This window comes from Ornithinimicrobium sufpigmenti, assembly GCF_004322775.1.
GTDB classification, from domain to species: domain Bacteria; phylum Actinomycetota; class Actinomycetes; order Actinomycetales; family Dermatophilaceae; genus Ornithinicoccus; species Ornithinicoccus sufpigmenti.
This window is the reverse complement of the sequence record NZ_CP036403.1, coordinates 945,513-964,494: the sequence shown is the minus strand read 5'-3', so window position 1 is coordinate 964,494 and position 18,982 is coordinate 945,513. Positions and strand designations below refer to the sequence as shown.

Sequence of the window (18,982 nt, the reverse complement as noted above, 5' to 3'; positions counted from 1 at the left end):
TGCCTGACGCCAGGGGCGCCGGTGGTTGGACCACCGGCGCCCCTTGGTCGACGGACGGCGATCAGGGCCGGAACAGCTCCTCGATCGCGGCGCGCACCGCATCGGGGATCCGGAGCTCGCCACCCAGCAGGGTCACCTGCGAGGGCTCACGCTCCGTCAGCGCGTCACCGGTGACCGAGGGCAGCTCCTCCGCCTTGGTCAGCAGCACCGGGCTGCCGTGGAGGCCGGCCAGCGCGCCACCGGAGAGGGCGTCCGCGTACTCCTGCCCGGAGGCCACGAACTCGCGGCCGGTCGGTGCGACCCGCTCGGCGACGAACGCCGCGGTCTCGTACCGGGTCTCACCCGCCAGCCGCTCGACGGTGTCGGCATAGCCCCTCAGCTCGCTGTAGACCGCGTCGTCGACCGCCACCTCGCCGCCCAGCACCACGATCCGCTCCGGAGCCAGTGCCGTCAGGGCCTGGATCGTGGCGGACGGCAGGTCGTCAGGCTTGGTGAGGACCACCGGGTCACCGCCTTGGCCGGCGAGCGGACCAGCGGACAGGGAGTCCGCGAACTCCCGGCCCGAGGCGACGTAGACCGTGTCGACGTCGTCCGGGACGAACCGTTCGAGCGCCAGCTCCGCGGCTGTGCCGTAGCGGTCCCGACCGGCGACTCGCGAGACCTTCGCCCCGGTCAACGAACCCACCTCGTCGAGCACGGTGTCGCTGACCGCCTGGTCGCCACCCAGGACGAGGACGGTCTCCGGGGCCAGCTCGACCATGGCTGCCTTGGTGTCGCTCGGCAGCTGCCCCGCCCTGGTGAGCAGGACCGGGGCCCCGTCACGGACGGCGGGGGCCACGCCGCTCAGCGCGTCCGGGAACTGCTGGCCGCTGGCCAGGTAGACCGTGTCGACCTCCCCGAACGCCAGCGCGGTCGCTGCCGCGGTGGCGTAGCGGTGCTTGCCGGAGATCCGGTCGACCTCCACCGGCTCGCCCTCGACCGGCTCGGGCAACCCGGCGGCCCGGTGCACCTCCTGCTCCACCGTGCTGCCGGCTGCGTCCTGGGCGCTCATCCGCAGGGAGAGCGTCCCGTCGTTCTGCTCCGGGACCTCGGCCGGCAGATCGCCTGCGAAGCGCCCGTTCTCGAGCTCGCGCAGGTTCTCGACCGACCTCCAGGTGGTCCCGCCGTCGTAGGAGATGTCCAACGAGGCGTCGGGCAGGATCTGGGACTGCGACGCACCGGTCTGGTGCCTCACCGTGAACTCGATGGTGGCCGGACCGTCGGTCGGTGAGGCCGGACGTAGCCTGTTCTGCAGGTCGACGTCGAGGTCGTAGTCGACGGTCAGCAACGGCTCGATGCGGGTCTGGTCGCCCTGCGGACGGGTCGACTGATAGGTCCACGCCGAGATGGTGTGCGTCGCCAGCTCGGCCCACGGCGCATGGTTGTCCACCTCGTACTCGAGGCGGTAGTCCTCCGCGTCGGGCGGCAGGTCCAACCGGCCGTTGGCGTAGTCGCTCTCCATCACCAGCTCACCGTCGGCGAACAGCCTCATCGTGACGTCGAACCCGTTGTCGAAGTACGAGGTCGAGCCCTCGGAGGTGTTTCCCTCGCCGTCGACGAAGGCGGCCAGCCGGATGTCCAGGAAGTCCTCGGTCCGCATGATCGAGCGCTCGGGCCACAGACCGGGTCGCAGTGGTGCCTGGAGCCAGGAGCGCTCGAGGCGCTCCCCGGGCCCGAAGGTCTGCGGCTGGTTGACGAGGTAGATCCGCGCCTGCGGGTCGCTCGGCCAGAGGTAGTTGTACTGGTTCTCGGGTGTCTCGATGCCCTGGATGTACTCCAGTCCGGGGTCGGCCACGTAGTAGTCCACCCGCTCGCGCGGCCCGCCCAGCGTCGGTGTCGGGAAGGTGATGGCGAAGTTGTCCCCGACGCGCTGCGTGTACCAGGTCTCGGTCAGGGTCACCTCGGTACTCAGCTGGCTGTGGAACCCGTTGGTCACCGCAGCGAGCTCATCGGTGTCGAGCACATACTCCAGCTCCGCCGGGATGCCGCCCTCCTCGGTCAGTCGCAGGTTGTACCGGTAGGGGCTGGCGGGCTCACCGGCGGCGAGGACCGTGACCGGTCCCTGACCGAGCAGCTCCAGCAGGCCGGTCCCCTCGGCGTGCGAGAGCCGCACCGTGGGCACCTCCAGCAGGATGCCGGTGGCTCCCGGGTGGGGGTCCGAGCCCGGGGTGTCGTGGTAGACCGCCACCATCGCCGCTCCCGCCTCGGCCGCGTTGTTGGACTGCTCACCGGCGGAGAGTGCGTCGGAGCTGCGGACGAGGGCGAGGGCCCCGGTCAGCTCGGTTCCGGCGATCTCCTCCGCCGTCGCCGTCCCCACGTCGATGACCGGCAGCGAGTGCTCCCCCTCGAGCCGCGGGAACTGCCAGCTGTGGTCACTGAAGTAGTACGGGTCGAAGTAGTGGGGGTCCAGGGAGAGTGCGTCGTTCCCGGCCACCTGGAGGGCGACGTCCGGGGCCTCCAGCGTCCACTGGGTGTATGCCGACAGCTCGCCGAGCTGCACGTCGTCGGTCGGCGTCATGAACAGCCGTGACTCGACCATCGTCCGGGGGGTGATGAACTGCCCCTGGCTGAGCGCCGTACCGTCCTGGGCGACCCGGTCCAGGCCGACGTGCAGCGCGGAACCGGTCGCCGGACGGGCCTCGTGCTCGGGGGTCTGGATCTGGACCTCGACCGCGTCCCTGGCATCCAGGGTGAGCGTGGTCGGCCCGTCGATGGTGACCTCCGGGTCTGCGACGAGCGAGGTGTTGAGGGCGTACTCGTCGAAGGCGGGCGGTGCCGTGGAGGACTGGCCCTCGGGCATGGTGAACACGACACCGGAGATCGAGTAGGTCCCGGGCTCCAGGCGGATGCAGTTGCTCATGGCCCAGGAGTCGGTCGTGCACGAGCTGTCGTCCGTGCCCCAGTTGCGGGTGGCCGACACGCTTCCGTCCGCCACGTCCAGCACCGTGAAGCTGCCCTGCGCCGGACGGCCGTCGCGGGCGATGCCCTCGACCACGACGTCGTAGCGCTCGGGCTCCTTGTAGTAGCTCAGCGGGGTGGACACGGTCTCACCCGACGCCGAGGTCGCGACGACGGCGCCGCCGAACTGGCCCACGCCGGGTGCGGCGGTGTCGAGGGTGACCGTCGCCGAGGCGCTCTCCCCAGCGGGCACCGTCAGACTCGTCGGGCTGACCGAGACAGCGTCCTGGTGCGCAGGCTCTCCCTCGGCGTTGCGTGCCGTGGCCACCAGGTCCAGCGTCAGGGGCTCCTCCCCCAGGTTGCGATAGGTGACCGTCTCCTCCACCTGCACCTGCTCGTGCGGGAAGCCGTAGCTGCCCAGGTGCAGTGCCACCGGCTCGGCGATGGCCTCACCGGTCAGCGCGGTGGGCACGTTGACCCGGCCGGCGCCCTGGTCGAGCACCCTGAGGTCCTCGTTGGGCACCGCCGTGCCGACGAGCAGCGCCCTGAGCTCCACACCGGTCAGCTCCGGACGCGCCTGGGCCACCAGGGCAGCCGCGCCCGCCACGTGCGGGGCCGCCATCGAGGTGCCGGACATCGAGGTGTAGCTGTCGTCGACCGGGAACCCGGCCCACGTGCCGGCGGCCCGGGCGGCCACGATGTCGACACCGGGACCGGTGATCTCCGGCTTGACCGCGTGGTCGCCGAAGCGGGGCCCCCGGCTGGAGAAGCTGGCGATGTCCTCGTTCCGGTCCACGGCCCCGACGGTCAGCGCGAGGTCCGCCGAGCCGGGTGCGGTGACGGTGCTCTCCCCGGGACCGTCGTTGCCGGCCGCGATGACGAACAGCGTGCCGTGCTCCTCGACGAGTGCGTTGACGGCCATGCTGCCGGGGTCGGTCCCGTCGGAGTAGAAGCCCCGCACGCCGACGCTCAGGTTCACGACGTCGGCGCCCTGCTCGACCGCCCACTCCATGCCCTCGATCAACCCGCTCGTCGTGCCGTTGCCGAAGTCGTCGAGCACCTTGCCGTTGAGCAGACCGGCTCCGGGAGCGACTCCGACGGACCGGCCGTCCGAAGCCGCCCCGGTCCCCGCGACGGTCGCGGCGACGTGCGTCCCGTGACCGTCGCGATCCTTGGCGGTGTCCGAGTCACTGAAGTTCTCGCTGGCGACCACCTGGCCGGCCAGGTCCGGGTGCTCGTCGTCGATGCCGGAGTCGAGCACCGCGACGGTGACCCCGCTGCCGTCATACCCCTGCTCCCACGCGGTCGGCGCACCGATCTGAGGGACGCTGTGCTCCAGCATCGCCTCGACGGGGTGGTCCAACCAGACCTTGTCCAGGCCGGCGAGCGGGCCCTGCCCGGTCTGTCGGCCCCTGGCCAGCTGCTCGAGCGCCGTGGCCAGCTCTGCGGTGTCGTCGTCCTTGTCCAGCGTGATGCTCAGACCGTTGATGCTCTCCAGCTGCTGGACGTCACCGTCGACGTCACCGTCGACGGCCCAGGCCGCCGCCGGCACCGATGTACCTTCCTCGTAGGTGAGGATGAGCGGCACCGAGTCCATCCGGGCGTCGGTGTATCCCGCCTCGACCAGGTCGGTGACGTTGAAGAGCGCGGGGTCGAGCCGTTCCGGGATCAGCGGCATCAAGCCGTTGGGCACGACGTAGAGGTCGCCATCGTCGCGGTGGGTCCAGAATCCGCTCGCCCGGCCGTCGGGCGCGGGCCGGACGCTGGCCAGCTGCCGGCCGTCCGGTCCCGTCGTGAGCTGGACCGTGTCGCCCGTGATCAGGGTGACCGTCTCTGCCCCCTCTCCCGCTGCACCCGCGGCCGTCTCGGGCGCTCCGGTCCGGTCGGTCGCCGCCACCGCGGCCAGGTTCGGTCCGTCCATACCCTGCGCCACCGTCGCGAGCGGCGACAGGACCAGCGGCGTGGCCAGGACGCCGTAGGCTAGTCGTCGCGCTCCGGGCAGGCGTCGCCGCGCCGCGTGGGCAGGCTGGAATGGCATTGAGGCTCCTCGATCGGTAGGGGTAGCCCATTGGATTCCGGCGCCGAGAGCCATGTCAATGCTTTGCGGTGGCGTACCCTCGCCATGTCGACAACTAGCCACCTGACGAGGCGAAGAAATGGCGGAGCACGGAAACCTCCTGCTCGGAGGGCTCGGCGTGTCCGGGACGGAGGAGGCCACCTACCGTGCCCTGCTCCGGAGCGGCCCCTCGACGCTGGCCAGCCTGGCGGAGCGGGCGCAGCTGTCCAGGGAGTCGCTGCGCCGGATGCTGCCGAGCCTGGAAGAGCTCGGTCTGGTCAGCAGGCTGCCCGGAAGACCACTGCGTCTCACCGCGACCCCTCCGGGCGTGGCGCTCGACGCGTTGGCTGCCCGGCGCCAGGACGAGGTCGCCTCCAGCCGGGCCGCGGCGAGCGTGCTGATGGCCGAGGCGGCAGTCCACACCGTCGAACGCCCCGAGGAGCTCCTGGAGGTGGTCACCGGAGGCGACGTGATCGCCCAGCGTTTCTACCAGCTGCACGAGGCGGCACAGCACCAGGTGCTGGGTCTGGTCAAGCCACCCTTCGCCATCGACACCTCCCGACCGAACGTGACCCAGGAAGCCGCGATGCGCCGAGGAGTCACCGTACGGTGCATCTACTGCCCGACCTCCTTCGACTCACCGAGCATGCTGGCCAATGTGCAGCGCGCGACGGCCCACGGCGAGATCGCCCGCATCGCCGACATCCCCACGAAGCTGACGGTCATCGACGACAAGTTCGCGCTCCTCCCCCTGACCTCCCGGTCGGTGACGGTCGAGAGTGCGCTGATCGTGCACTCCAGCGCCCTGCTCGATGCACTCATCTCCCTGTTCGAGGTGCTGTGGCGCACGGCCGCCCCGCTCGACCTCGCCACGGCGACCCCGGGGGCGACCCACCCGGACGCCCTGGAGCAGGACATGGTCTCGCTGCTCGCCAGTGGCATGCAGGACGACGCAGTAGCCCGCCAGCTCGGCATCAGCACGCGCACGCTCCAACGCAAGCTGCAGGCCCTCTTCACCCAGCTCGACAGCCGCACCCGGTTCCAGGCCGGCTTCCGGGCAGCGAGTCGGCAGCACCAGCAGGACCGCGCCTCGCTGTAGACCGCTACCCGGACGCCAGGACGCAGAACTCGTTGCCGGACGGGTCCCGCAGGACCACCCACGGGTGCCCCTGGGCCCAGTCCTCGGTGGCCCGGGTGGCGCCGAGGGAGAGTGCCAGCTCGACCAGCTCGACCTGGTCCGGGCCGCCCGGCTCGGGTCGGACGTCGAGGTGGGTGCGGTTCTGTCGCGCCTTCGGCTCCGGTTCATGGCACAGCTCGAGCAGCGGGCCGCGGAGGCTGGCGTGGCGCAGGGTCACCGGACCGATACCGTCGGCCGGCACCCAGCCGGTGACCGCCGCCCAGAACTGCCCGTCGCGCTCCGGATCCGCGCTGTCCAGCGGCAGCGCCGCGATGGGCCCGGTGTCCTGGTAGGGCGCACGCTCGTCCATGACGCAGAACGGGTTGCCGTCCGGGTCGGCGAGGACGACCCACGGCACGGCGCGCTGGCCGATGTCGATCCGCCGGGCACCCAGGCCGAGGAGCCGGTCGACCACCTCCTGCTGCCGCACCCCGCCGAGCAGGTCGAGGTGCAGCCGCCAGCCCGGTGGCGGCGGGTGGGGGACCGGCTCGATGCAGATGTCGAGCCAGGGCCCCCCGGGGATCGTCAACCGGCCCTCGTAGTCACCCTCGTGCGGCGGCCGACCGTCGACCAGGCCCAGCGCTGCGGACCAGAAGGCTCCCGTCCGCTCGGGGTCCCGCGCCTGCATGACGATGTTCTCCAGTCGCATGGGGAGACTCTAGGGCCCAGCTACGCCCCGGCGTCCGGCACCGGGACGGGTGCCTCGGGACCGACATACCGTGCCGCCGGACGGAAGATCTTGCTCTCCTGCGCCTGCTCGAGGATGTGCGCGCCCCAGCCGACGACCCGCGCGGTCGCGAAGGTGGGCGTGAACATCTCGCGCGGGATGCCGCACTGCTCCATCACCACGCCCGCGTAGTACTCGACGTTGGTGTGCAGCGCGCGGCCGGGCTTGAGCTCGGCGAGCGCCTCCACGACCTCCCGCTCGACCCGCACCGCCAGGTCGGCCAGCGGCCCGCCCAGCTCCTGGGCGATCTCGCGCAGCATCGCCGCCCGGGGGTCCATCACCCGGTAGACGGCGTGCCCGAAGCCCATGATCCGTTCCCCGGCGGCGACCTTGTCGCGCACCCACGCGCGGGCCCTTTCCGGCGAGCCGATCTCGTCCAGGGAGTCCAGCGCGCGGTCGGGGGCGCCACCGTGCAACGGCCCGGCGAAGGTGCCGATCGCGGCGCACACGGCCGAGGCGACGTCGGAGCCCGCGGAGGTCACCACCCGGGCGGCGAAGGTGCTCGCGCTGAAGCCGTGGTCGACCGTGCTGGTGAGGTATGCCGTGATCGCGCGGCTGTGCTGGGCGCTCGGCTCCTCCCCGGTCAGCATCCACAGCCAGCTGCCGGCCGCGCCGAGCTCGGGCCGGGCCGGCAGCGGCTCCAGGCCCTGGCGCAGCCGGTGGAGCGCGGCCTGGATCACCGGTACCGCCCCCACCAGGCGCAGGACGTCGGCGCGGACCTGCGCAGGGTCGGCGCCGTAGGTGGGCCCGAAGCCCTCGATGGCGCCCAGGTGCGAGACCGCGGTGCGCAGCCGGGCCAGCGAGGCACGGTCCGGCCCGGAGCGCGCCACGTCGAGGAGGACCTCGAGCAGCGCGTGCGGCAGCACGGCTGCCTCCGCGATGCGGTCCTGCAGGGCCTGCGACTCCGCGGCCGTGGGCAGGGTGCCCTCCAGCATCAGGTGGCAGACGTCCTCGAAGCTGCGGGACCGGGCCAGCTCCACCGCCGAGTACTCCCTGAAGTGGTAGAACCCCTCCTCGCCGCGCACGTCGCCGGTGCGGGTGTCCGCGACGACGACGCCCTTGAGGCCGGGCGGGGTGGTCAACGTGCCGTTCTGGGTCTGGTCCATGCCGTGAGCGTGACGCAGTGTTGATCGTCATGTCAACGTTGATCACATCAATATGATGGCGGTATGGACGGGGAGATGGGTGGACAGATGGACGCACAGAAGGACGCACGGATGGACGCACGGATGGACGGTGAGCTGACCACGACGCAGGTGGCGGACTACCTCGGGGTGAAGGTGCAGACGGTCTACGCCTACGTCAGCCGTGGGGTGCTCACCCCGGTCCGACGCGCACCGGGCACCGGGAGCCTCTTCGCCCTCACCGATGTGCGTGGACTCCTCCAGGGCGGACGCGCCGGGCGACGCGGCGGTCCGGCCGCCAGCGACGACGTCCGCACCCAGGTCACCGAGGTCACCGCGGGCCGGCTGGCCTACCGCGGCCACGACGTCGCCGACCTGGCCGGCACGCACACCTTCGAGCAGGTCCGGGAGCTGCTGGTCGGCATGCCGTCCGAGGCACCCTGGCCGGGCCGGGGCGAGCGGGAGTCCCTCACGACCCTCACCGGCGCGATGCCGGACCGGACCGGTGTCATGGACCGGTTCAAGCATGCCGTGCTCGTCGCCGGGACGACCGACCTGGGACGGCATGACCGCAGCCCGACGGCTTTCGCCCGGGCGGGCGCGCGGGCAGCGGCCTTCATGGGCCTGTCTCTCCCCGGTGCCCACCCCGCGCCGACGGGCGGGCCGACCCTGGCGGCGACCTTGACCACATACCTCGCCGGTTCCCCGGCTGACCTGCTGGACGCGGCCCTGGTGCTCCTGGCCGACCACGACCTCGCCGTGTCGACCACCGCGGTCCGCGTCGCGGTCTCCTCCGGCGCCGACCCCTACAGCGCGCTCCTCGCCGGGCTCGCCGCGGCCGACAGTCCGCTGCACCTCACCGCTTCGCTGCAGGCGCTGGACTGGCTGACCGGGGCGCTCCACGACCCGCAGGCGGCCATCGACGCGGCGCTGACCGGCCGACGTCCACCCGGCTTCGGGCACGTGGTCTACACCGAGCAGGACCCCCGGGCCCAGCTCCTGCTCGATCTGCTGGAGCCGGAGTGCGACCGCGCCGAGCTGGCGGCGCTGCGCACCGTCGAGGCAGAGCTGCTCGAGCGACGCGGCTGGGTGCTCAACGTCGACGTGGCACTCGCGCTCCTGGTGTGCACCCTGCGCCTGCCGCGAGATGCGGGGCCGGTGATCTTCGCCTGCGCCCGCACGGCCGGCTGGACCGCGCACGCGGTCGAGGAGCTGCGCGAGCCCGGTATGCGGTTCCGCCTCCGGGGGGTCTACAGCGGCCCCCGCCAGTCCTGAGCCACGCTCCTCAGGCGACGCTGGCCGGGTCACGCTCCTGGGTCAGGCTCCTGGGTCAGGCCCCGGGGACGAAGACCCGGCGGTGGGCGCTGACCGTCTCCAGCAGGCGTCGCTCGTGCTCCAGCCACTGCGGGTCGGCCCCGGTCCCGTCGTGCACCAGGTGCTTGCGCACCATGGCCAGCTCCCCGCTCTCGTCCTGGAAGGCCCGCATCGCCTGCTGGGCGCGCCGGCCCGCGACCCCTCGGGCCCAGGCCCGGGCCCGTCGGCGCTCGCCCGGGTCGGCGAGCATGGCGACCTCGGCGGGGGTGTACCAGCCGTTGAGGCCGTAGCCGGTCAGGATGTCGCGCAGCAGGCGGGACTCCCGGCGGCGGGCCCACCAGAGCAGCAGCAGGAAGCCGACGAAGAGCGGGATCTGGACCAGCACGAAGATCAGCAGGTAGGCCTCGGACTGCACGACCGCGCTGTAGTTCCACAGCCCGTGCAGGAAGATCGCGCCGGCCAGCCCGAGCAGCACGACCCAGGCCGAGCTCCAGCGGCGGCGGTGCGCGATCAGCCCGAGGGCCAGCCCGATGCAGATGGTGAACATCGGGTGCGCGAACGGGCTGACCAGGCAGCGCATCACGAAGATCGCGACGAGGCCCGGCACGCCGCCGTCGACGTACATGGTGCCGAGGTAGAGGATGTTCTCCACGAAGGCGAAGCCGGCCGCGACGATGCCGGCGTAGACGATGCCGTCGATGACCCCGTTGAACTCGCGGCGGGCCAGCAGGAAGAGCAGCAGCACCCCCAGCCCCTTGAGCACCTCCTCGGTCACCGGCGCGACGAGCACCGCGCCGACCACCGTCGGGTCGGCGTCCAGCCCGCCGAAGAAGGCCAGGCCCAGCTCACCCAGCACGAGCGCCCCGAGCGTGGAGATCAGCGCGCCCCACAGGAACGCGAACCACAGCAGGCGCGGCGGCTCGGACTCCAGCCGGTCGACCCACAGGAAGAGGGGTATGACGATCCCCAGCGCGATCGCCGAGCTCACCAGGGCCAGCAGGGCGGCGCGGGGGCCGACCGCCGTGGTCACCACGAAGGTCATCGCCAGGGCCGCCAGCCCGAAGACGACCGCGACGGCGCTCCAGACGACGATGCCCCGCAGCACCGGGCGCCGGGTGGGGTTCGCCGGGGCCGGCACCTGGGGCTGGTAGGTCATCAGCTGGTGCCACCCGGCGTGCACGGGGTCACCCGTGGGTGGCGGCAGGGGCGCGTGCGACATGGAGGCGAGGTTATCCCGCCGGTCGGCAACCCCTACGCTGTTCGCGTGCCTGGTGAACGGATTGTCTGGATCGACTGCGAGATGACGGGGCTGGACCTCACGGCGGATGCGCTGATCGAGGTCGCGTGCCTGGTCACCGACTCCGAGCTGAACGTGCTCGGGGAGGGGGTCGACGTCGTGGTCCGGCCCCCGCAGGAGGCCCTGCACCAGATGGGCGACTTCGTCCGGGAGATGCACACCCAGTCCGGGCTGCTGCCGCTGCTCGCGGACGGCACCACGCTGCAGGACGCCCAGGAGCAGGTGCTCGCCTATGTGCGCGAGCACGTCCCCGAGGGCCGCAAGGCGCCGCTGGGCGGCAACACCGTCGGCACCGACCGCACCTTCCTGGCCCGGGACATGCCCGAGCTCGAGACCCACCTGCACTACCGCATCGTCGACGTCTCCTCGATCAAGGAGCTGGCCCGCCGCTGGTACCCCCGCGCCTACTTCGCCGCGCCGAAGAAGACCGGTGGCCACCGGGCGCTGGGCGACATCCAGGACAGCATCGCCGAGCTGCGCTACTACCGCGAGGCGGTCTTCCGGGACCAGCCGGGCCTGGACAGCACCAGCCTGCGCGCGATCGCCGCACGGCACACCACCCCGCCGCCACCGGAGCAGACGGCTCCGCCGTCCCGCCCCTGACGGGCGGCTGAGGGGAGGCTCAGCGGGTCGCGGCCTCCAGCGCCTCGAGCACGTGCCGGTAGGTGCGGCCGCTGGCACGGGTCATCGCGATCTCGCAGGTGCGGTTGGCGGACAGGAAGACGGTCTCCTGGGGGTGGGCGGCCAGCAACCCACGGTCGGAGAGCTCGGCCACCTGCGGCGCCGTCGCCGACGCCGTGAGCTCGGGGTGCAGCAGCCCCCGGTCGCCGGCCATGCCGCAGCAGCCCCAGGCGGTGGGGACGACGACCTCGTCGGCCACCGAGGCCGCGAGCTGCTCCAGGTAGGCCGTCACCCCGAGGAGCTGCGTCCCGCACGTCGGGTGCAGCACGACGCGGGGCACCCGGCGGGGCTGCGGCAGCCGCGGGAGCAGTGCGGTGGCGGCCCACTCGACCGCATCGACGACGGTGATGCCGGCGCACTCCGGGTGCCCGTGCTCCGCCGCGTGCGCGACCATCAGCGCCAGACCCTCGGTGCAGGACGCGGCATCGCCGACGACCGGCAACCGCCCACGGTCGCTCGCCTCCCACAGGGCCGGCAGCACCCGGGCGGCCATCACGGCATACCCCTGCGTCATGCCCTTGCTCTTCCACGGTGTGCCGCAGCACAACCCGGCGAGGCCGGTAGGGGTCCGCAGGGCCGCACCGGCGCGTCCCGCGAGCCGGACGAGCGCGGCCGTCGCGCCCGGGCTGCCCTCCTCCGGACCGAACATCGACCCCACGCAGGCGGCGAACAGGACCGCCTCCGGGGCCGGGTCGTCCAGCGTCGGGCGGGCCGGCCCACCACCGGGCAGCTCGCGGTCGTAGGCGGGGACCACGTCGTGCGGCAGGAGCCGGCGGGCCAGGCCGGTGGCCGTCTCCCCCACCGGGCCCGGTAGGCGGTCGGCCACGGACAGGCCCAGTCCGGCGACGCGGCTGGCCGGGCCCCATGCCCGGGCAGCGGCGGCCCAGCCCTGCTGGCCGACCGCTCTCGCCCCCTCCGCACGCAGCCGACGGACCAGGTCACCGGTGTTGATCTGCACGGGACAGGCCGTCATGCACATCCCGTCCACGGCACAGGTCTGCAGCCCGGGGTAGTCGTAGTCGTCCTCCAGGGACGCCGCGAGCCCGTGGTCGCCATGCTCGACCGCCGCGGCCATCTCCCGGCGCAGCACGATGCGCTGGCGCGGCGTGAGGGTGAGCTCGCGGGAGGGGCAGACCGGCTCGCAGAAGCCGCACTCCACGCACCGGTCGACCTCCTCCTCCACCACGGGCGCGGTCTTGAGGTCCTTGAGATGGGCCTGCGGATCATCCCCGAGGATCGTGCCGGGGCCGAGCAGACCCGCGGGGTCGAACAGCGCCTTCAGCTCACGCATGACGGCATAGAGCTCCGGGCCGTACTGCCGCTCGACGAACGGGGCCATGATCCGCCCGGTCCCGTGCTCGGCCTTGAGCGTGCCTCCCCGGGCGAGCACGAGCTCGACCATGTCCTCGGTGAACTCCGCGTACCGCTGCAGCGCCAGCGGGTCGGTGAACCTCTCGTTGAGCATGAAGTGGACGTTGCCGTCCTTGGCGTGACCGAAGATCACCGACTCCTCATACCCGTGCCGGTCGAACATCGCGGTCAGGTCGACGCAGGTGGCGCCCAGGACGTCGACGGGGACGGCGATGTCCTCGAGCAGGGCGTTGGTGCCTGTCGGGCGGGCACCGGCCACCGCGGAGTAGAGCGCCTTGCGCACGGTCCAGAGCGCTGCCCGTTCAGCGGCCTCACCGGTGAGCACGGCCGGCGCGGTGAGCGGCAGCGCGTCGAGGACCCGCTGCGCCGTGCCGGTAGCCTCCGTGAGCTCCTCGGTGGTGTCGGCATGCCACTCGACCAGCAGCGCCGCGTGCTCGTCCACCCGCAGCCCGGTGATCTGGGCGGGAGCGCCCGGAGCGAGGGCAGAGACCCGCAGCGACGCCGCGTCCAGCAGCTCGGCGGTGACCGCCCCCGCCTCGACGATCTGCGGGACGGACCCGGTGGCCGCGCCCACCGTGTCGAAGACCAGCAGGCCGGTCGCGACCCGGGGCCGCACCGGGACCGTCCGGAAGGTCGCGGAGGCGATGAAGCCGAGCGTCCCCTCACTGCCGACCATGAGGTGCTCGAGGATCGAGACCGGGTCGTCGTGGTCGAGGAAGGAGTTGAGGCCGTAGCCCATGGTGTTCTTCAGCGAGAACAGCCTGCGGAGGGTGGCGACCGACTCGGTGCTGCCGCGCACCCGGTCCCGCAGCCGGAGCAGCCCCTCGTGCAGGGCGGGCTCCTGCATCCGCAGCCGCTCCCCCGCGTCCTTCGCGCCGGTGTCCAGGACCGTGCCGCTGGCCAGCACCACGACGAGGGAGTCCAGGGTCTGGTAGGTGTTGAACTCGGTGCCGCAGTGCATGCCGCTGGAGTTGTTGGCCACCACCCCGCCGATCGTGCACGCGCCCTCGCTCGCCGGGTCCGGGCCGAGCTTGGTCCGGTACGGCGCCAGCCGGGCGTTGACCTGCCGGACCGTGACGCCGGGGGCGACCCGGACCCTGGCCCCGTCGTCGAGCACCTCCACGTCGCGGGCGAAGTGCAGCCTGGTGTCGGCCAGGACGTGCTCGGTCACGGCCTGGCCGGACAGGCTCGTCCCTCCCGAACGGAAGGTGAGCGGCATACCCTCCCCCGCACAGGCGCGCAGGACCGCGGCGACCTCCTCGGTGCTGCGCGGCCGGACGACGAGCTTGGGGACCAGCAGGTAGTGCGACGCGTCGTGCGCCAACGCGTGGCGCTCCAGCGGCCGGTCGGTCGCCACGTCCGGACCCAGGCGACCGAGCCGGGCGAGCAGCCGGTCCGTCCGGTCGCGCGGCTCAGTGCTGGGCTCGACCACCGTCATGTGCGCATCCTTGCACCTGCAGCGGCGGGCTGTCTCAGTCCATCTTCAGCTCGCCCATCTCGTCCCACCCGTCGCCGTCGACCTGCCGGGAGACGATCTTGGGGGTGGCCGTGATGTGCGGGCGCATCGCGTCGATGCCCTGCTGGAAGTGCGGGCTGGCCACGTGGGCGGAGGCGCCCTCGTCGGTGAACGCCTCGACCAGCACGAACTCGTGGGGGTCCTCGACGCTGCGCGACCACTCGAAGAAGATGTTGCCCTCCTCCGCGCGGCAGGCGTTGGTGTAGTCGGCGACGATGTCCATCCAGCGGTCGGCGGACTCGGGCTTGACGGGGAACTTGACCACGATGAAGTACATGCGCCGATGCTGGTGGGGACATCCGGCCACGTCAAGCGCAGACTGGCTCGGCGTCGGCCATGCTGTGACGATGACGACCCCGAACCGCACCGTCCGCCGCACCCTGGCGCTGCTGGAAGCGGTCGCCGACCAGGGTGGCGCCAGCGCCCGCGAGCTCGCCGAGCAGCTGGACCTCCCCCTCCCGACGGTCTACCGCCTGGCGGCCGACCTGGTCGAGCAGGACTACCTCGTGCACCTCAAGGCCGAGCACCGCTTCGAGCTCGGCCTCAAGCCCCACCGCCTCGGTCTGGCCCTGCACCGGCAGATCGGGCTCTCCTCCCAGGTGCGCACCCAGATCGTGGACCTGCACCGACAGACCGGGTATGCCGCCTACCTCACCGTCCGCCGCGGCTCCACCCTCGCCCTCGTCTTCGTCGCCGACTCCCCCGAGTGCCCGCGGCTGCAGCCGATGGGTTTCGGTTTCGACGAGGCACCGCACGCGACCGCCTTCGGCAAGATCCTGCTCGCCGACCTGGACGGGGCCGAGCGCCACGTCGAGCTCGCCCGGCACGGGCTCAACCGCCTGACCCCCCGCACCATCACCGACGAGCACGAGCTGGACGCACACCTGGCCCGGGTGGCCCGCCGCGGGGTGGCCTGGGAGTTCGAGGAGTTCCTCCAGGGGAGCACGTGCGCGGCGGTCGCGGTCCGCCGCCCGGACGGCGGACTGCTGGGGTGCGTGGCTATCTCGGCACAGGCCGAGCGCTTCGACGGGCCGGACCCCGGGGTCGAGCGCACCTTGCGGGCTACGGCGGGGACCGTCGCCGCATATTTCCGGCGTGGTCTTCTCACGGAGTGAGAAGTCGCATTGGCGACCGCCCGGCATCCCTCTACCGTGTCAGCCATCTCACGCTGAGGTGAGGACATTGCGAGGAGGCCAGTTCGTGAGCGACACCATCCCCGAGAGCCGACAAGGCAGCAAAGCGCCCGACGACATCAAGCGCGATACCAGCGCGACGCTGGCCGGCGGGCCCGCCCAGCTGACTGACCGCCAGCGCGCGGTCCTGACCAGACTGCTTCGCGTGGCCTACCCCCACCCATCCTTCCCCGACGGCCCGTACGAGCGCACCGCCGACGCCGTCGTCGCGGCCACCGCGGACGATCAGCGGCTGGCGCGCACCCTGGGGCCGGACCTGGACCACCTCGATGTGCTCGCCGGCGGAGACTTCCTCGCCGTGGGCGAGGAGGAGGCGACGATGGCGTTGCGGGAGTACGCCGACGAGCCGTACTTCCGCGCCATCCGAGGCATCGCCGTCGTCGCGCTCTACGACGACCACGAGGTGTGGGAGCTGCTCGGCTACGAGGGCCCCAGCTTCGACCACGGGGGTTACCTGCACCGGGGCTTCGACGACCTCGACTGGCTGCCCGACGTGCGGATCGAGGAGTACGACGGTGAGCCACGGGCCGAGATCATCGACGCCCAGGACAGCAAGGAGGCGACGGCATGAGCGCAGGGACGCAGACCCGGCAGCACGGCCGGCCCATCCCCCATGACGAGGCGGTCGTCGTCATCATCGGCTCGGGGGCCGGCGGCGGGACCATGGCCCACGAGCTGGCCACCAAGGGCGTGCGGTGCGTGGTGCTCGAGGCCGGACCCTTCCTGACCCAGGAGGACTACGTCAACGACGAGTGGGAGGCCTTCACCCAGATGGCCTGGCTCGACATGCGTACCACCTCCGGCTCCTGGCGTGTCGCTCGCGACTTCCCCAACCTCCCCAGCTGGATCGTCAAGGCCGTCGGCGGCTCGACGACCCACTGGTCCGGCGCGACGCCGAGGTTCATGGCCCACGAGTTCAAGGCGCGCACCACCTACGGCGACATCGAGGGGGCCAACCTGCTCGACTGGCCGATCGAGCTGGCCGACCTGGAGCCCTACTACGACCGGGCCGAGAAGGCGATCGGGTCCACCCACCGGCACGGGCGCCCTCCCCTGCCGGCGAACAACAACTACAAGGTCTTCGCCAACGGCGCGGAGAAGGTGGGCTACCGCTACTACGCGACCGGCCCTACGGCACCAACGCCGAGCCCTACGACGGGCGGCCGGCCTCGATCCAGGACGGCTTCAACTTCCAGGGCGACAAGTCCGGCGCGAAGTGGTCCACGGCGGTGCGGGAGATCCCGCGGGCGTTGGACACCGGCAACCTCGACCTGCGGCCCGAGTGTCAGGCGGTCCGGATCCTGCACGACGACGCCGGCCGCGCCAACGCGGTGGAGTACCTCGACGCTGAGGGCAACCTGCACAAGCAGTCCGCCCGGGTCGTGTGCGTGGCCGGCAACTCGATCGAGACACCCCGGCTGCTGCTGATGAGCGCCTCGTCCCTGCATCCGGACGGGCTGGCCAACTCCTCCGGGCAGGTGGGCCGCAACTACATGCGCCACCTCACCGGTTCGGCCTACGCCCGCTTCGACCAGCCGGTGCGGATGTACCGCGGCGAGACGATGGCCGGGATCATCGCCGACGAGGCGTCCCACAACCCCGCGCGCGGGTTCGCGGGCGGCTACTACATGCAGACCCTGTCCCTCGGTCCCGCCTTCCTCGCCAGCTTCGTCGAGCCAGGGTCGTGGGGACCGGAGTTCACCGCGCTGATGGAGGCCTACTCGCACACCGCGGGGATGTGGATCGTGGGCGAGGACATGCCCCAGGCGTCCAACCGGGTCACCCTCAACACCGACGTCGTGGACCAGTGGGGGCTGCCGGTGCCGAACGTGCACTTCGACGACCACCCCAACGACGCCGCGATGCGGCGGCACGCCTACCGGGCCGCGGACACGCTCTACCGCGCCGTCGGAGCCCTGGGCGTCCACCACACCCCGCCCTACCCCTCGACGCACAACCTGGGCACCTGCCGGATGGCCGCCAGCGCAGAGGACGGGCCGCTGGACTGGTGGGGCGGGGCGCACGACGTGCCCGGGCTGTTCGTCAGCGACGGGTCCGTGATGACCACGGGTGCCGCCGCGAACCCCACCCTGACGATCGTGGCCCTGGCGATGCGGCAGGCCGAGCACCTCCTGGAGCAGATGCGGACCGGCAGCCTCTGACGCCTGCGTCTCGCCCGGACGACGGCCTGCCCCAACGACGATGACCCCGGCCCTGAGGGCCGGGGTCATCGTGCGCTGGGGTGAGTGACGGGAATCTCGCTCAACACGCGCTGACCTGCGACGACGCCACGATTCGGGAGGCTGTGTCAGCTGCGTGACAGATGGGTAATGCTGTCGAGCGAGTGTCGCCGAGCGTGTCCGGAGGGGGACTTGCCCACATGGGACACACACGCTCGACATCACCGTCGGCGCATAACCCCAGGTCAAGGATGCATTCATTGGTCGTCGGCTACGGGACCAGTACTTCCGCCCATGGCCTACCGTCGCCCTCCCCCCGCCGCTTGACCGCCCCTCGCTGGAGAGGGTCGTGACAGCACGACTCCGCCGAGAGTCGGATGTTCCTGGATGCCTTTGTGAGCGTGTGTGCGCGGGCCAGCCAGCTGGGTGGCCCGCCTGGCTCAGTCCCCGCCACCATCGGTTTCGGTGCTCAGTTGGATGAGCTGGTACAGGCAGTGTTCCCGCAATGGCTGGGGAAACCCCTGCGCCAGCCGGTAGTAGACCATCCGGCCCTGCTTACGACGAGAGACCAGGCCAGCGGTACGCAGCACCCGCAGCCCATAACCGACCGCGTCCTCGCTGGCGTCCAAGACGATGGCCAGGTCACCAACGCAGAGCTCTTCGGCCACATCGAGCGCATAGAGCAGACGAGTTCGGGTCGGGTCCGCCATCAACGTCAACACACTGGTCAGCCGCTCCACCTGCGACTGGTGCGGGAGCCGCTCCTTGGCGTGAGCCACGCGTTGCGGATCCACCGGGTGTAAGTCTTCGGCGTCGGTCATCGCCATCATCCTCTCATTTCACATGCACACCCGTACGCTCTTACGGGTAACGTGAGCAAGGGTCGCGCCGCCTGACATGCTCGACACCCCGTCGGCCAGCGAGCGGGACTGGGAAGGAACAGCCATGCACACCACCGTGCCCCAGATGCTGGAAACCTATCCGAAAGACCTTGGTGGCATCGACAAGGACAAGCTCATCGCCTGCATCCAGGCCTGTTTCGAGTGCGCTCAGGCATGCACCGCCTGCGCGGACGCCTGCCTGAGCGAGGACATGGTCGCCGACCTGACCACGTGCATCCGCTTCAACCTCGACTGCGCCGACGTGTGCGCCGCCACGGGCAACGTCCTGTCCCGACGCACCGGGTACGACGCCAACGTCACGCGGGCCGTCTTGGAGGCCTGTGCCGCCGCGTGCAAGGCCTGCGGTGATGAGTGCGCTCAGCACGCCGACATGCACGAGCACTGCCAGGTCTGCGCAGAGTCCTGCCGCGCCTGCGAACAGGCCTGCAACGAACTGCTTGCCACCATCAGCTGACCCGCTCACATCGAGGCCGCCCGACGCACTGCGGCGGGCGGACTCGACTCGTC

13 protein-coding genes and 1 pseudogene are annotated in these 18,982 nt (G+C 71.7%); 7 read left to right on the top strand and 7 right to left on the bottom strand.

Annotation, left to right across the window (positions count from 1 at the left end; all coding sequences use genetic code 11):
• Nucleotides 1-61 precede the first annotated feature (61 nt).
• Nucleotides 62-4,975 (bottom strand): S8 family serine peptidase, encoded by a 4,914-nt coding sequence (locus tag ESZ52_RS04475; RefSeq protein ID WP_181009933.1) that lies wholly within the window; start codon nt 4,973-4,975, stop codon nt 62-64.
• A 118-nt stretch (nt 4,976-5,093) separates the two neighbouring features.
• On the opposite strand from ESZ52_RS04475, the gene ESZ52_RS04470 reads away from it, so the two are divergent.
• Entirely contained in the window at nt 5,094-6,092 is a 999-nt protein-coding gene (locus ESZ52_RS04470; protein ID WP_131103870.1) for a helix-turn-helix domain-containing protein, read from the top strand.
• 4 nt (nt 6,093-6,096) lie between these two features.
• On the opposite strand, the gene ESZ52_RS04465 is transcribed toward ESZ52_RS04470, so the two are convergent.
• Nucleotides 6,097-6,819, bottom strand: a complete 723-nt coding sequence (locus tag ESZ52_RS04465; protein WP_131103869.1) for a VOC family protein — start codon at nt 6,817-6,819, stop codon at nt 6,097-6,099.
• A 20-nt stretch (nt 6,820-6,839) separates the two neighbouring features.
• Nucleotides 6,840-8,003, bottom strand: coding sequence for a citrate/2-methylcitrate synthase (locus tag ESZ52_RS04460; RefSeq protein WP_131103868.1), 1,164 nt, complete (start codon nt 8,001-8,003; stop codon nt 6,840-6,842).
• Between the two features lie 63 nt (nt 8,004-8,066).
• Between ESZ52_RS04460 and ESZ52_RS04455 the strand changes: the two genes are divergently transcribed.
• Nucleotides 8,067-9,296 (top strand): citrate synthase, encoded by a 1,230-nt coding sequence (locus tag ESZ52_RS04455; protein WP_131103867.1) that lies wholly within the window; start codon nt 8,067-8,069, stop codon nt 9,294-9,296.
• A 55-nt stretch (nt 9,297-9,351) separates the two neighbouring features.
• Here ESZ52_RS04455 and ESZ52_RS04450 read toward each other — a convergent pair whose 3' ends face one another.
• Nucleotides 9,352-10,554 carry a PrsW family intramembrane metalloprotease gene (locus ESZ52_RS04450; protein WP_131103866.1) on the bottom strand — a complete coding sequence of 401 codons (1,203 nt, stop codon included), beginning with the start codon at nt 10,552-10,554 and terminating at the stop codon, nt 9,352-9,354.
• A 45-nt stretch (nt 10,555-10,599) separates the two neighbouring features.
• On the opposite strand from ESZ52_RS04450, the gene orn reads away from it, so the two are divergent.
• The gene (gene orn, locus ESZ52_RS04445; RefSeq protein WP_131103865.1) at nt 10,600-11,235 is read left to right on the top strand and encodes an oligoribonuclease; all 636 of its coding nucleotides are present in this window, start codon (nt 10,600-10,602) and stop codon (nt 11,233-11,235) included.
• Between the two features lie 19 nt (nt 11,236-11,254).
• Here the strand turns inward: orn and ESZ52_RS04440 are convergent, their stop codons facing one another.
• A complete protein-coding gene (locus ESZ52_RS04440) occupies nt 11,255-14,122 on the bottom strand; it encodes an FAD-binding and (Fe-S)-binding domain-containing protein (protein ID WP_131103864.1) in 2,868 nt (955 codons plus the stop codon).
• A 34-nt stretch (nt 14,123-14,156) separates the two neighbouring features.
• Complete coding sequence (locus ESZ52_RS04435; protein ID WP_131103863.1) at nt 14,157-14,477, bottom strand: putative quinol monooxygenase; 321 nt, start codon at nt 14,475-14,477, stop codon at nt 14,157-14,159.
• 70 nt (nt 14,478-14,547) lie between these two features.
• On the opposite strand from ESZ52_RS04435, the gene ESZ52_RS04430 reads away from it, so the two are divergent.
• The 3 genes and pseudogenes from ESZ52_RS04430 (at nt 14,548) to ESZ52_RS04420 (ending at nt 17,555) form a co-directional block, all read left to right on the top strand.
• Nucleotides 14,548-15,315 (top strand): IclR family transcriptional regulator, encoded by a 768-nt coding sequence (locus ESZ52_RS04430; RefSeq protein ID WP_181009932.1) that lies wholly within the window; start codon nt 14,548-14,550, stop codon nt 15,313-15,315.
• Between the two features lie 85 nt (nt 15,316-15,400).
• A complete protein-coding gene (locus ESZ52_RS04425) occupies nt 15,401-15,964 on the top strand; it encodes a hypothetical protein (RefSeq protein WP_238154470.1) in 564 nt (187 codons plus the stop codon).
• A pseudogene (locus ESZ52_RS04420) lies at nt 15,961-17,555 on the top strand (GMC family oxidoreductase). The gene ESZ52_RS04425 and the pseudogene ESZ52_RS04420 overlap by 4 nt, the downstream one beginning before the upstream one ends.
• Nucleotides 17,556-18,013: 458 nt before the next feature.
• Here ESZ52_RS04420 and ESZ52_RS04415 read toward each other — a convergent pair.
• Nucleotides 18,014-18,394 carry an ArsR/SmtB family transcription factor gene (locus ESZ52_RS04415; protein WP_181009931.1) on the bottom strand — a complete coding sequence of 127 codons (381 nt, stop codon included), beginning with the start codon at nt 18,392-18,394 and terminating at the stop codon, nt 18,014-18,016.
• A gap of 145 nt (nt 18,395-18,539) precedes the next feature.
• On the opposite strand from ESZ52_RS04415, the gene ESZ52_RS04410 reads away from it, so the two are divergent.
• Nucleotides 18,540-18,929, top strand: a complete 390-nt coding sequence (locus tag ESZ52_RS04410) for a four-helix bundle copper-binding protein (RefSeq protein WP_425600047.1) — start codon at nt 18,540-18,542, stop codon at nt 18,927-18,929.
• Nucleotides 18,930-18,982: the final 53 nt, after the last annotated feature.

Excerpts from the sequence above, each read along its gene's own strand:
- ESZ52_RS04475 (WP_181009933.1), bottom strand. The coding sequence starts at position 4,975 with ATGCCATTCCAGCCTGCCCACGCGGCGCGGCGACGCCTGCCCGGAGCG.
- ESZ52_RS04470 (WP_131103870.1), top strand. The coding sequence starts at position 5,094 with ATGGCGGAGCACGGAAACCTCCTGCTCGGAGGGCTCGGCGTGTCCGGG.
- ESZ52_RS04465 (WP_131103869.1), bottom strand. The coding sequence starts at position 6,819 with ATGCGACTGGAGAACATCGTCATGCAGGCGCGGGACCCCGAGCGGACG.
- ESZ52_RS04460 (WP_131103868.1), bottom strand. The coding sequence starts at position 8,003 with ATGGACCAGACCCAGAACGGCACGTTGACCACCCCGCCCGGCCTCAAG.
- ESZ52_RS04455 (WP_131103867.1), top strand. The coding sequence starts at position 8,067 with ATGGACGGGGAGATGGGTGGACAGATGGACGCACAGAAGGACGCACGG.
- ESZ52_RS04450 (WP_131103866.1), bottom strand. The coding sequence starts at position 10,554 with ATGTCGCACGCGCCCCTGCCGCCACCCACGGGTGACCCCGTGCACGCC.
- ESZ52_RS04440 (WP_131103864.1), bottom strand. The coding sequence starts at position 14,122 with ATGACGGTGGTCGAGCCCAGCACTGAGCCGCGCGACCGGACGGACCGG.
- ESZ52_RS04435 (WP_131103863.1), bottom strand. The coding sequence starts at position 14,477 with ATGTACTTCATCGTGGTCAAGTTCCCCGTCAAGCCCGAGTCCGCCGAC.
- ESZ52_RS04430 (WP_181009932.1), top strand. The coding sequence starts at position 14,548 with ATGACGACCCCGAACCGCACCGTCCGCCGCACCCTGGCGCTGCTGGAA.
- ESZ52_RS04415 (WP_181009931.1), bottom strand. The coding sequence starts at position 18,394 with ATGACCGACGCCGAAGACTTACACCCGGTGGATCCGCAACGCGTGGCT.
- ESZ52_RS04410 (WP_425600047.1), top strand. The coding sequence starts at position 18,540 with ATGCTGGAAACCTATCCGAAAGACCTTGGTGGCATCGACAAGGACAAG.